This is a genomic window from Enterobacter cloacae complex sp. GF14B, assembly GCF_004136805.1.
GTDB classification, from domain to species: Bacteria; Pseudomonadota; Gammaproteobacteria; order Enterobacterales; family Enterobacteriaceae; genus Enterobacter; species Enterobacter hormaechei_C.
This window is the reverse complement of sequence record NZ_QFRV01000004.1, coordinates 98467-111703: the sequence shown is the minus strand read 5'-3', so window position 1 is coordinate 111703 and position 13237 is coordinate 98467. Positions and strand designations below refer to the sequence as shown.

Annotated in this window: 9 protein-coding genes; 7 read left to right on the top strand and 2 right to left on the bottom strand. The window is 57.2% G+C overall.

Annotated features, from left to right (window positions below):
- Together DD606_RS02700 and DD606_RS02695 are read left to right on the top strand one after the other, a co-directional pair.
- Positions 1 to 344, top strand: a 344-nt coding sequence (locus tag DD606_RS02700; protein ID WP_176691431.1) for a bacterioferritin-associated ferredoxin, incomplete at its 5' end; no start/stop codon positions are given.
- Between the two features lie 174 nt (positions 345 to 518).
- Positions 519 to 1937, top strand: coding sequence for a YchO/YchP family invasin (locus DD606_RS02695; RefSeq protein ID WP_058648255.1), 1419 nt, complete (start codon positions 519 to 521; stop codon positions 1935 to 1937).
- A gap of 1 nt (position 1938) precedes the next feature.
- Here the strand turns inward: DD606_RS02695 and narL are convergent, their stop codons facing one another.
- Together narL and narX are read right to left on the bottom strand one after the other, a co-directional pair.
- The gene (gene narL / locus DD606_RS02690) at positions 1939 to 2589 is read right to left on the bottom strand and encodes a two-component system response regulator NarL (RefSeq protein WP_003856701.1); all 651 of its coding nucleotides are present in this window, start codon (positions 2587 to 2589) and stop codon (positions 1939 to 1941) included.
- Positions 2582 to 4378: a nitrate/nitrite two-component system sensor histidine kinase NarX gene (gene narX, locus DD606_RS02685; RefSeq protein WP_003856703.1), complete on the bottom strand. Its 1797-nt coding sequence runs from the start codon at positions 4376 to 4378 to the stop codon at positions 2582 to 2584. Before narX ends, narL begins: the two co-directional genes overlap by 8 nt.
- A 309-nt stretch (positions 4379 to 4687) precedes the next feature.
- Here narX and DD606_RS02680 point away from each other — a divergent pair, with 309 nt between their 5' ends.
- The 5 genes from DD606_RS02680 to narI all read left to right on the top strand — a co-directional run bounded on the left by DD606_RS02680 (position 4688) and on the right by narI (position 13126).
- Positions 4688 to 6085, top strand: coding sequence for a NarK family nitrate/nitrite MFS transporter (locus DD606_RS02680; RefSeq protein ID WP_003856705.1), 1398 nt, complete (start codon positions 4688 to 4690; stop codon positions 6083 to 6085).
- 381 nt (positions 6086 to 6466) lie between these two features.
- The gene (locus DD606_RS02675) at positions 6467 to 10210 is read left to right on the top strand and encodes a nitrate reductase subunit alpha (protein WP_003856706.1); all 3744 of its coding nucleotides are present in this window, start codon (positions 6467 to 6469) and stop codon (positions 10208 to 10210) included.
- Positions 10207 to 11742 (top strand): nitrate reductase subunit beta, encoded by a 1536-nt coding sequence (narH, locus tag DD606_RS02670; protein WP_017384243.1) that lies wholly within the window; start codon positions 10207 to 10209, stop codon positions 11740 to 11742. Before DD606_RS02675 ends, narH begins: the two co-directional genes overlap by 4 nt.
- Positions 11739 to 12449 carry a nitrate reductase molybdenum cofactor assembly chaperone gene (gene narJ, locus DD606_RS02665; protein ID WP_022651366.1) on the top strand — a complete coding sequence of 237 codons (711 nt, stop codon included), beginning with the start codon at positions 11739 to 11741 and terminating at the stop codon, positions 12447 to 12449. Before narH ends, narJ begins: the two co-directional genes overlap by 4 nt.
- A complete protein-coding gene (gene narI, locus DD606_RS02660) occupies positions 12449 to 13126 on the top strand; it encodes a respiratory nitrate reductase subunit gamma (RefSeq protein WP_003856712.1) in 678 nt (225 codons plus the stop codon). Before narJ ends, narI begins: the two co-directional genes overlap by 1 nt.
- Positions 13127 to 13237 lie beyond the last annotated feature (111 nt).

Genomic DNA, 13237 nt, shown 5'->3' with positions numbered 1-13237 from the left:
AGACGGGAGAACGCAGCAGCGTGCTCGCCTGGCATCACGGCGAGCTGATGCTGGGCTACTGGGAGGGCCATACGCTGCCGGCGCTGGCGCATGCGTTTATTGAAGAAGCCTTTGCTGCTGCACCCGTACAACTCGCTGAACGCCATGCGCTGCTGCACGGACAACGGCCGGGCGAAGATGCCGATCCCGGGCGAATTATCTGTAGCTGCTTCAGCGTGGGTGAAAATGCGATACGTAAGGCGATAGCCGGAGGCTGTGATTCTGCCGCAGCGCTGGGCGTGAAGCTGCGCTGCGGCACGAACTGCGGCTCCTGCGTGCCGGAGCTGAAAGCGCTGTTGGGATAATAGTGCAAGGGCGTCGGTTGGCGGCTTCGCACCGGTACGAATTTGTAGGTCGGGTAAGGCGAAGCCGCCACCCGACAAATCTTTTCAGGATATTCCTGAAATTTCTGTTAAGACTGGTTTTCAGGGCTTATGGCGTTAACATAATAAGTGTTTGTTCATAAACACAGGTTCTGATTGACGACGTTGAAGGCTGTATCGTCCCGCATCCGTTTTTTGCTGTTACTCCCCCTTTTTACGGCTGGAGCCCTTCACGGTGCGCCGAAATCCTTCGTGCAGCAGGCGCAGAATCCGTTTGATAATAACGGCGATAGCCTGCCGGATCTCGGTATGGCGCAACCGACCACCGAAGGCGAAAAGCATCTGGCTGAAATGGCAAAGGCCTTCGGTGAAGCCAGTATGACCGATAACGGCCTGACGGCCGGGCAGCAGGCGCGACAGTTCGCGTTTGGCAAAGTGCGGGATGCCGTCAGCGGGGAAGTCAACGAGCAGATTGAATCCTGGCTTTCACCCTGGGGAAACGCCAACGTCAATGTACTGGTGGATGACGACGGCAACTTTAACGGCAGCAGCGGTAGCTGGTTTATCCCCTGGAACGACAACACCCGTTATCTGAGCTGGAGCCAGCTTGGCCTGACGCAGCAGACAGATGGGCTGGTGAGCAATGTCGGGATCGGGCAGCGCTGGGTTGCCGGAAACTGGCTGCTGGGCTACAACACCTTTTACGACAACCTGCTGGAAGACAACCTGCAACGTGCCGGGCTGGGCGCAGAGGCGTGGGGTGAAAACCTGCGCCTGTCGGCCAATTACTACCAGCCGTTCGCTGGCTGGCAGCCGCGTTCCGACATCCGCGAGCAGCGCATGGCGCGCGGGTACGACGTAACGGCCAAAGCCTGGCTTCCCTGGTTTCATCACCTGAACACCAGCGTCAGCTTTGAACAGTATTTTGGCGATAACGTCGATCTGTTTAACAGCGGTACGGGGTATCACAACCCGGTTGCGGTCAATCTGGGGCTGAACTATACCCCCGTACCGCTGGTCACCCTGACGGCTGCCCATAAGCAGGGGGAGAGCGGCGTTAGCCAGAATAACCTCGGGCTGAAGCTCAACTATCGTTTTGGCGTGCCGCTGGCGAAACAGCTTTCCGCCGGAGAAGTGGCGGCGACGCGCTCGCTGCGGGGCAGCCGCTATGATTCACCTGAGCGCGATAATCTGCCCGTGATGGAATTCCGTCAGCGCAAAACCCTCTCGGTATATCTGGCCACGCCGCCGTGGGATCTTAAGCCAGGCGAAACCGTGATGCTGAAGCTGCAAATTCGCAGCAAGCACGGTATCCGGCAGATCCACTGGCTGGGTGATACCCAGGCGCTCAGCCTGACCTCACCGGCAAACGGCAACAGCAGCGATGGCTGGAGTGTGATCATGCCTGCATGGGATGATTCAGAAGGGGCGAAAAACGCATGGCGGCTAACGGCCGTGGTGGAAGATAAGGATGGGCAGCGTGTCTCCTCCAATGAGATCACGCTTTCCGTGGTGCAACCGCTCGTCGCAATGCCTGCCGACGATCCACGGTGGAAGTTGCTGCCGGATGAGTAAGTTAAAAAATGCGCTCCTGATGCACCCAGACGGCGGCTTCGACGCGGGATTTTAACTTCATTTTTTTCAGCATGTGTTTGACATGCACTTTGACCGTGCTCTCGGTGATGTCCAGACGGCGGGCGATCATTTTGTTCGGCAGCCCCTGGGCAATCAGCTTCAGAATGTCACGCTCGCGCGGGGTCAACTGGCTGACGTCGCGGTCAGACGTGGCGCGGTTCGCACGCAGGCTGGCGGCCAGTACCGGCGTTAACGCTTCACTCAGCACCATCTCGCCTGCGGCAGCCTGTTGCAGCGCCTTGAGCAGATCTTCCGGCTCCATATCTTTCAGCAGATAGCCGTCTGCCCCTCGCTTGAGGGCGGTGACCACGTCTTCTTCATGGTTTGAGACGCTGAAGACCACCACCCGGCCAGAGAGGGATTTCTCCCGCAGCTTGTCGAGGGTTTCCAGGCCATTCATGCCCGGCATGTTGAGATCGAGCAAGATCAAATCAGGATCGAGCGATTCGGCAAGTTCAATACCCTGTTCGCCGTTGCTGGCTTCCCCGACGACGGTGATATCTGGCGCCATGCTGACAAGCTGTTTAACGCCAGTGCGCAGCATCGGATGATCGTCAATCAACAGGATAGATGCCGGTTCCTGATTAGTCATGGTTTTCTCCTTGAGCAGTTATGAGGGGCTTTTCGGGTATAAAGGTGACCACTACTTCGGTGCCACCTGACTCTCCCCGGCGAACCTGGCAATCACCGCGCAGGCTTTGCGCGCGGTCTCGCATGATAATTAAACCATAATGGTTCGTTCGTTCGGCATTTTCCGGCACGCCGCGGCCGTTATCCTGAACCCTGAGCTTCACCTGATTATCCTGGCAGCTGACGGTGACCGTAACGGCCGTCGCCTCGGCATGCTTGAGCACGTTGCTCAGGGCTTCACGGGCAATTTGCAGCAAATGGATCGCCTGGTGAGAGGGGACAAAACGCGGTGGCAGCTGGTAATCCAGCTTCACCGGGAAGCCCAGCCGGGCACTAAACTCCTGACAGCTGGACTCCAGCGCAGGGCGCAGCCCCGGCTCGGTGAGCTGCAAACGGAAGGTGGTCAGCAGCTCGCGAAGCTGAACCCACGAGGTGTTAAGCTCGTTGCGGATCTGGCTGAGCAGCTGTTTGCTGCTCTCGGGCATGCCTTCGTCCTGCATTTGCAGGCAGCTCACCTGCATCTTCATGCAGGAGAGGGACTGGGCGATGGAGTCGTGCAGCTCGCGGGCGATGGTGGCACGCTCCTCCATCACGATCAGCTGCTGCTGTTTCTCCTGGTGGCGGTCGAGCGCCAGCGTGGCCGTGAGCTGCTCAACAAGCGTATCGACCAGCTGCTGCTGGTCGTGGCTCAGGTGACGTCCGGCGGGCAGGGTGGCCAGCAAAATACCGTACTGGGTATGGCTGTCCATCAGCCGCCACTTGAGGGTCGTGCCGCTGGTGGTAAGCGGCGGCAAGCCGCGCGGGCACAGATGACACCCTTTATCGTCGCAGGAGATGTCCGACTGACAGGTAAATTCCTGATGGTTTTCCTCATCTTCAACGTCGTAAACCCGAAGCTCAAGATCGCGGAGCAGAGTCAGGTTTTGCAGGCCGTTCAGTACTGGCGAGAGACGTTCGCAAAGCGGGACCTGCATATGCAGGCGACGGTTCGCCTGCCAGAGGAAAGAGAGGATCTCGTTTTTCTGCTCAAGCCCGGCGGTTTTCTCCTGGACGCGTTGTTCCAGTACCGCGTAGCTTTCTGATAGCTCTGCCGACATGGTGTTGAGCGCCTCGCCGAGCATCGCCATTTCGTTGCGCCCGCTGATGTGCGTGCGCTGGGTAAAATCGCGCTGTGTGACGGCGCGGGCCATCGCCAGGAGCTGTTTCCAGGGGTTAAGCAACCGCGCGCGCAGCCAGATAACCGTGAAAATCAGCAGCAAACCCATAAACAGCGCCATTGCGCGGTGAACCATCACCACACGGTCAATGCGTAACTCTGTGGTGCGATCGAATGAGGAGACAAGATGATCGATGCGTGACACAAACCCGGCGACATCCTGGGCGACCGTTTCCCGGTCTTCCGCCCGCTTTAAGCCGGGCTCCAGCTGGGTATGCCAGTAGCCCTGAAGCGCCTTAAGCTGAGATTGCTGACCGTCACGGATGGCGGCTCTTTCCAGTTCAGGGCTGAATGCGGTACGCTCCATTTCGTCGATAAGCGGTTGGTCAGCCTGCGTCAGCGGCACCGACGCCAGTAGCCGGTAACTCTGCATACGTAGTGAGCCTGCCTCGTTGATGGCATGCGCGTTACCCTGTACACCCTGTACCAGCCAGCCAGAAATAGCCATGCCGGTCACACCGATAGCGGTGGACAGCAGAACAATAAGCGCCAGCTGGTTAACCAGCGTCAGCGGAGATAAACATCTTTTTAACATAGAGTTGCCGGGCTCCTGACGTGACCTGATTGCAGGAATGGCGCTATTCTGGTGCATACCCTGGAGTATACCCATACCAATAAAGGATTACCTCTAAATTGCCAGAGGGGTAACGGTTAGTGGGTGGACGAAGCAGGGATGCCTCAGCACCGTGAAAAACCACACCTTTTTTACGTTTTGCATCTACTCATTAAGAGTGATGGCTTTTTTTTTGCCGCAAAACCTCCCACTTTTCCTTTGATTTATATCAACTTACCGCCGCTCTAAAGCCCTAATGTTTGCAGCATCATTCGAGAATCAGAGGTGTCTATGAGTCACTCTTCCGCTCCCGAAAGGGAAACTGGTGCCGTTATTACAGACTGGCGTCCAGAGGATCCGGCGTTCTGGCAACAGCGCGGCCACCGTGTAGCAAGTCGTAATCTGTGGATTTCCGTTCCATGTCTGTTACTGGCGTTTTGCGTCTGGATGTTGTTCAGTGCGGTTGCGGTTAACCTGCCAAAAGTGGGCTTTACCTTTACCACCGACCAGCTGTTTATGTTGACCGCGTTGCCGTCGCTTTCAGGCGCACTGCTGCGCGTTCCTTATGCGTTTATGGTGCCGGTCTTTGGTGGTCGTCGCTGGACGGCTTTCAGTACCGGGATCATGATCATACCGTGCGTGTGGCTCGGTTTTGCGGTGCAGGATACCTCCACACCGTTTAGCGTGTTCGTGATTATCTCTCTGCTGTGCGGTTTTGCGGGGGCGAACTTTGCGTCCAGTATGGCAAACATCAGCTTCTTCTTCCCGAAAGCGAAGCAGGGTGGCGCGCTGGGCATCAACGGCGGTCTGGGTAACATGGGCGTGAGCGTGATGCAGCTGATTGCCCCGCTGGCGATCTCTGTCTCCATCTTTGCGGCCTTTGGCGGCGGCGGTGTGACGCAGCCCGACGGTTCCGTGCTGTTCCTGCAAAACGCCTCCTGGATTTGGGTACCGTTCCTGGTGGTCTTTACCCTGGCGGCGTGGTTCTTCATGAACGATCTGTCCGCGTCCAAAGCGTCACTGAGCGAGCAGCTGCCGGTTCTGAAGCGTGGCCACCTGTGGGTGATGGCGTTGCTGTATCTGGCGACCTTCGGCTCGTTCATCGGTTTCTCCGCAGGCTTTGCCATGCTGTCTAAAACCCAGTTCCCGGACGTGCAGATCCTTCAGTTTGCCTTCTTCGGTCCGTTTATCGGCGCGCTGGCACGTTCGCTGGGCGGGATGATCTCCGACCGTCTGGGCGGGACGCGCGTTACGCTGGTGAACTTTGTTGTAATGGCCATCTTCTGTGCGCTGCTGTTCCTGACGCTGCCTGCGGGTGGTGAGGGGGGTAACTTCTTTGCCTTCTTCGGCGTCTTCATGGTGCTGTTCCTGACCGCCGGGCTGGGCAGTGCGTCTACTTTCCAGATGATCTCTGTCATCTTCCGCAAGCTGACCATGGACCGCGTGAAAGCGCAGGGTGGGAGCGACGAGCAGGCAATGCGTGAAGCCGCCACCGATACCGCTGCGGCGCTTGGGTTTATCTCTGCGATAGGCGCGATTGGCGGCTTCTTTATTCCAAAAGCGTTCGGTATCTCACTGGATCTGACCGGCTCTCCGGCGGGTGCGATGAAAGTATTCCTCGTCTTCTATATCGCCTGCGTGGTCATCACCTGGCTGGTATATGGCCGTAATACCAAGAAAAACAAGTAAGCTTGATTATCCGTTTGCGCGGCCTGAGTGCCGCGCTTTTTTTAATCGCTGAATAGTTACAACATACTAATGGCGTTACCCGTGCTCACCCGCAGGTCACGCTGTGATCGCCATCGCTTTACAGGTGTTTCTACCCCTTAATACCTAAGATGTTAAATTTTGCCTCGCTTATTGTACGATAAATAAAATATATCTATATAAATCATAAGGTTAAAAAATATTAACAGCTACCGCTTTGGTGGTATTTGATCTAATACCCCCCCTCAGAGTCCCCCTTCGTCTTGATCGTTATCAATTCTCACCATCTTTCATAGCGTTACCTTCGCTGCAAATCAGCAATGTCGATTTAGAGAGCCACAGGCTCCACACAGGAGATACCCGATGAGCAAATTTTTGGACCGGTTTCGCTACTTCAAACAGAAGGGTGAAACTTTTGCCGATGGGCACGGCCAGGTTCTGGATACCAACCGGGACTGGGAAGACGGTTACCGTCAACGCTGGCAGCATGACAAAGTTGTCCGTTCTACCCACGGCGTAAACTGCACTGGCTCATGTAGCTGGAAGATTTTCGTTAAAAACGGTCTGGTGACCTGGGAAATGCAGCAGACCGATTATCCGCGTACCCGTCCGGATATGCCGAACCACGAGCCGCGTGGCTGCCCGCGTGGGGCCAGCTACTCCTGGTATCTCTACAGCGCAAACCGACTGAAATACCCGCTGATGCGTAAACGCCTGATGAAAATGTGGCGTGAAGCGAAAGTGCAGCACAGCGATCCGGTTGATGCCTGGGCCTCCATCATTGAAGATGCCGACAAAGCGAAAAGCTTCAAGCAGGCGCGTGGTCGCGGTGGTTTCGTTCGCTCTTCCTGGAAAGAGGTGAACGAGCTGATTGCGGCTTCCAACGTCTACACCGTGAAAACTTTCGGTCCTGACCGTGTGGCAGGCTTCTCGCCAATCCCGGCGATGTCGATGGTCTCTTATGCCTCCGGCGCGCGCTACCTGTCACTCATCGGCGGAACCTGCCTGAGCTTCTACGACTGGTACTGCGACCTGCCGCCAGCGTCGCCACAGACCTGGGGCGAGCAGACCGACGTGCCGGAGTCCGCTGACTGGTACAACTCCAGCTACATCATCGCCTGGGGCTCTAACGTTCCGCAGACCCGTACCCCGGATGCGCACTTCTTTACCGAAGTACGTTACAAAGGGACCAAAACCGTTGCCGTGACCCCGGACTACGCCGAAATCGCCAAGCTGTGCGACCTGTGGCTGGCGCCGAAACAGGGTACCGATGCCGCCATGGCGCTGGCGATGGGCCACGTCATGCTGCGCGAATTCCACCTCGACAAGCCAAGCCAGTATTTCACCGATTACGTGCGTCGCTACACCGACATGCCAATGCTGGTGATGCTCGAAGAGCGTGACGGCTATTACGCCGCAGGCCGTATGCTGCGTGCCGCAGATCTGGTGGACGCGCTTGGTCAGGAAAACAACCCGGAGTGGAAAACGGTCGCCTGCAACAGCAACGGCGAGCTGGTGGCGCCAAACGGCTCTATCGGCTTCCGCTGGGGCGAAAAAGGCAAATGGAACCTGGAACAGCGTAACGGCACCACGGGTGAAGAGACAGAACTTCGCCTTAGCATGCTGGGCAGCCAGGACGAAATCGCCGATGTCGGCTTCCCGTACTTTGGTGGTGAAGGTTCCGAGCACTTCAACAAGGTTGAGCTGCAAAACGTTCTGATGCACAAACTGCCGGTTAAGCGCCTGCAACTGGCGGACGGTTCTACTGCTCTGGTCACTACCGTCTACGATCTGACCATGGCGAACTACGGCCTGGAGCGCGGCCTGAACGACGAAAACTGCGCGACCAGCTATGATGACGTGAAGGCTTATACCCCGGCCTGGGCGGAGCAGATCACCGGCGTGCCACGCGCGCAGATCACCCGTATCGCGCGTGAATTTGCGGAAAACGCCGACAAAACCCACGGTCGCTCCATGATCATCGTCGGTGCCGGTCTGAACCACTGGTATCACCTCGATATGAACTATCGCGGCCTGATCAACATGCTGATCTTCTGCGGCTGCGTCGGGCAGAGCGGCGGCGGCTGGGCGCACTACGTGGGCCAGGAAAAACTGCGTCCGCAGACCGGCTGGCAGCCGCTGGCGTTTGCCCTTGACTGGCAGCGTCCGGCCCGTCACATGAACAGCACCTCCTACTTCTATAACCACTCCAGCCAGTGGCGCTACGAGACGGTTACCGCCCAGGAACTGCTGTCGCCGATGGCGGATAAATCCCGCTACAGCGGCCACCTGATTGACTTCAACGTGCGCGCTGAGCGTATGGGCTGGCTGCCGTCTGCGCCGCAGCTGGGCACGAACCCGCTGCGCATTGCGGAAGCGGCGAAGAAAGCGGGCATGTCACCGGTTGACTACACCGTTAAATCCCTCAAAGACGGCTCAATCCGCTTCGCGGCAGAACAGCCGGAGAACGGTAAAAACCATCCGCGTAACCTGTTCATCTGGCGCTCTAACCTGCTGGGTTCGTCCGGTAAAGGCCATGAATACATGCTGAAATACCTGCTCGGTACCGAAAACGGTATTCAGGGTAAAGATCTCGGCAAGCAGGGCGGCGTGAAGCCAGAAGAAGTTGAATGGAAAGACAACGGTCTGGACGGCAAGCTGGATCTGGTGGTAACGCTGGACTTCCGTCTGTCCAGTACCTGCCTGTACTCCGATATCGTGCTGCCTACCGCCACCTGGTACGAAAAAGACGACATGAATACGTCGGATATGCATCCGTTTATTCATCCGCTGTCTGCGGCCGTTGACCCGGCATGGGAATCAAAAAGCGACTGGGAAATCTACAAAGACATCGCGAAGAAATTCTCCGAAGTCTGTGTAGGGCACCTGGGCAAAGAGACCGACGTGGTGACGCTGCCAATCCAGCACGACTCCGCTGCCGAACTGGCGCAACCGCTGGACGTGAAGGACTGGAAAAAAGGCGAGTGCGACCTGATCCCAGGCGTAACCGCGCCGCACATTATTCCGGTTGAACGTGATTACCCGGCAACGTACGAGCGCTTTACCTCTATCGGCCCGCTGATGGAAAAAATCGGTAACGGCGGGAAAGGGATCGCCTGGAACACCCAGAGTGAAATGGACCTGCTGCGCAAGCTCAATTACACCAAAGCGGACGGCCCGGCGAAAGGCCAGCCGATGCTGAACACGGCGATTGATGCGGCGGAAATGATCCTGACCCTGGCCCCGGAAACCAACGGCCACGTGGCGGTGAAAGCCTGGGCGGCCCTGAGCGAGTTTACCGGTCGTGACCATACGCACCTGGCGAAGAATAAAGAGGAAGAGAAAATCCGCTTCCGCGATATTCAGGCCCAGCCGCGCAAGATTATCTCCAGCCCGACCTGGTCTGGCCTCGAAGATGAACATGTGTCCTATAACGCCGGATACACCAACGTTCACGAGTTGATCCCATGGCGCACGCTGTCTGGCCGTCAGTCTCTGTATCAGGATCACCAGTGGATGCGTGACTTCGGTGAAAGCCTGCTGGTTTACCGTCCGCCAATCGACACCCGCTCCGTGAAAGCGGTGATGGGTGCGAAATCGAACGGTAACCCTGAGAAGGCGCTGAACTTCCTGACGCCGCACCAGAAGTGGGGTATCCACTCCACCTATAGCGACAACCTGCTGATGCTGACCCTGTCGCGCGGGGGGCCAATCGTCTGGATGAGCGAAGCGGACGCCAAAGATCTGGGTATCGAAGATAACGACTGGATTGAAGTGTTCAACAGCAACGGTGCCCTGACGGCACGTGCGGTGGTGAGCCAGCGCGTACCGGCCGGGATGACCATGATGTACCACGCGCAGGAACGTATCGTTAACCTGCCGGGGTCTGAGATCACCGAACAGCGCGGCGGTATTCACAACTCCGTGACCCGTATTACGCCGAAGCCGACCCACATGATCGGTGGTTATGCCCAGCTGGCCTACGGCTTTAACTACTACGGCACCGTAGGATCGAACCGCGATGAGTTCGTGGTGGTACGTAAGATGAAGAATATTAACTGGTTAGATGGCGAAGGTAATGACCAGGTACAGGAGAGCGTAAAATGAAAATTCGTTCACAAGTCGGCATGGTGCTGAATCTGGATAAATGCATCGGCTGTCATACCTGCTCAGTCACCTGTAAAAACGTCTGGACCAGCCGTGAAGGTATGGAGTACGCCTGGTTCAACAACGTGGAAAGTAAGCCGGGCACCGGCTTCCCGACCGACTGGGAAAACCAGGAGAAATGGAAGGGGGGCTGGATCCGTAAAATCAACGGCAAACTGCAACCACGCATGGGTAACCGTGCCATGCTGCTGGGTAAAATCTTCGCTAACCCGCATCTGCCGGGCATCGATGATTACTACGAGCCGTTTGATTACGACTATCAGAACCTGCACAACGCGCCGGAAAGCAAACACCAGCCGATCGCCCGTCCTCGCTCGCTGATCACCGGCCAGCGCATGGACAAAATTACCAGCGGTCCAAACTGGGAAGAGATTCTGGGCGGCGAGTTCGAAAAACGCGCCAAAGACCAGAACTTCGAGAACATGCAGAAGGCGATGTACGGCCAGTTCGAAAACACCTTCATGATGTACCTGCCGCGCCTGTGCGAACACTGCCTTAACCCGGCGTGCGTGGCGACCTGCCCAAGCGGCGCCATCTACAAGCGTGAAGAAGATGGCATTGTGCTGATCGACCAGGACAAGTGCCGCGGCTGGCGTATGTGCATCACCGGCTGCCCGTACAAAAAAATCTACTTCAACTGGAAGAGCGGTAAGTCTGAGAAGTGCATCTTCTGCTACCCGCGTATCGAAGCCGGTATGCCGACCGTCTGCTCAGAGAGCTGCGTAGGTCGTATCCGCTACCTCGGCGTGCTGCTGTACGACGCGGACGCGATTGAAAATGCCGCAAGCACCGAGAACGAGAAAGATCTGTATCAGCGTCAACTAGACGTCTTCCTCGATCCAAACGATCCGAAGGTTATTGAGCAGGCGCTGAAAGACGGTATTCCGCAGAGCGTGATTGACGCCGCACAGCAGTCTCCGGTGTACAAAATGGCGATGGACTGGAAGCTGGCCCTGCCGCTGCACCCGGAATACCGCACGCTGCCGATGGTCTGGTACGTGCCGCCGCTGTCTCCGATTCAGTCTGCGGCGGATGCGGGTGAACTGGGCAGCAACGGCATTCTGCCGGACGTGGAAAGCCTGCGTATCCCGGTTCAGTATCTGGCCAACCTGCTCACCGCCGGGGATACCCAGCCGGTACTGCTGGCGCTGAAACGTATGCTGGCGATGCGTCACTTCAAACGTGCGGAAACCGTTGACGGCGTGAACGATACCCGCGCGCTGGAAGAGGTTGGTCTGACCGAAGCGCAGGCGCAGGAGATGTACCGCTATCTGGCAATCGCTAACTACGAAGATCGTTTCGTGGTGCCGAGCAGCCACCGTGAACTGGCTCGCGAGGCCTTCCCGGAGAAAAGTGGGTGTGGCTTTACCTTTGGCGACGGTTGCCACGGGTCAGACAGCAAATTCAACCTGTTCAACAGCCGCCGCATCGACGCGATGGATGTGACCAGCAAAACGGAGCCGCACCAATGATTGAACTCGTCATTGTTTCGCGTCTGCTCGAGTACCCTGATGCTGCGCTTGTGCAGCATCAACAGGAACTCTTTGATGCACTCGCGTCATCTGAAAACCTGGATAAAGAGGATGCCCAGAAGCTGGGCGTTTTCCTCCGCGATCTGCTGGCGCGCGATCTTCTTGATGCGCAGGCGGACTACAGCCAGCTGTTTGACCGGGGTCGTGCCACGTCTCTGCTGTTGTTCGAACACGTTCACGGTGAATCCCGCGACCGTGGTCAGGCGATGGTGGATCTGATGGCCCAGTACGAGCAGCACGGTTTGCAACTCGACAGCCGCGAGCTGCCGGATCACCTGCCGCTGTATCTGGAATATCTGGCGCAGTTGCCGAAAGAGGAAGCGCTGGGCGGGTTGCAGGACATTGCTCCCATTCTGGCGTTGCTCGGCGCGCGTCTCCAGCAACGTGAGAGCAGCTATGCAGTCCTGTTTGATCTGCTGGTGAAACTGGCTAACGCCTCGGTTGACAGTCAAAAAGTGGCAGAAAAAATCGCGGATGAAGCCCGGGACGATACCCCACAAGCACTGGATGCCGTCTGGGAAGAAGAGCAGGTGAAATTCTTTGCTGACCAGAGCTGTGGCGAATCTGAAATCTCCGCGCATCAGCGTCGTTTTGCCGGAGCGGTGGCTCCGCAATATTTGAATATCTCTAACGGAGGACAGCACTAATGCACTTCCTGAATATGTTCTTCTTTGACATTTACCCGTATATCGCGGGCACCGTGTTCCTGGTGGGAAGCTGGCTGCGTTATGACTATGGCCAGTACACCTGGCGTGCTGCCTCCAGCCAGATGCTGGATCGTAAAGGGATGAACCTGGCGTCAAACCTGTTCCACATCGGGATTTTGGGGATTTTCGCCGGTCACTTCCTGGGGATGCTGACCCCGCACTGGATGTACGAAGCGTGGCTGCCGATTGACGTGAAGCAGAAGATGGCGATGCTCGCCGGTGGCGCCTGCGGCGTGATGACCCTGGTGGGTGGTCTGTTGCTGCTGAAACGCCGTCTGTTCAGCCCACGCGTGCGGGCTACCACGACCGGAGCGGACATCCTTATCCTCTCCCTGCTGATGGTGCAGTGTGCGCTGGGTCTGCTGACCATTCCATTCTCTGCGCAGCATATGGACGGCAGCGAGATGATGAAGCTGGTGGGATGGGCGCAGTCTGTCGTGACCTTCCGCGGGGGCGCCTCTGAGCATCTGGACGGCGTGGCGTTCATCTTCCGCGTTCACCTGGTGTTGGGTATGACCCTGTTTGTGCTGTTCCCGTTCTCTCGCCTGGTGCACATCTGGAGTGCGCCGGTGGAGTACCTGACGCGCAAATATCAGGTTGTGCGTGCCCGTCGCTGATTCGCTGTATTAATACAACCCCGCATATGCGGGGTTTTTTTTGTCCCCGATCCAGGGTTTCGTGCGGATGCCGGGTGGCGGCTGCGCCTTACCCGGCCACTATGCTCGAAT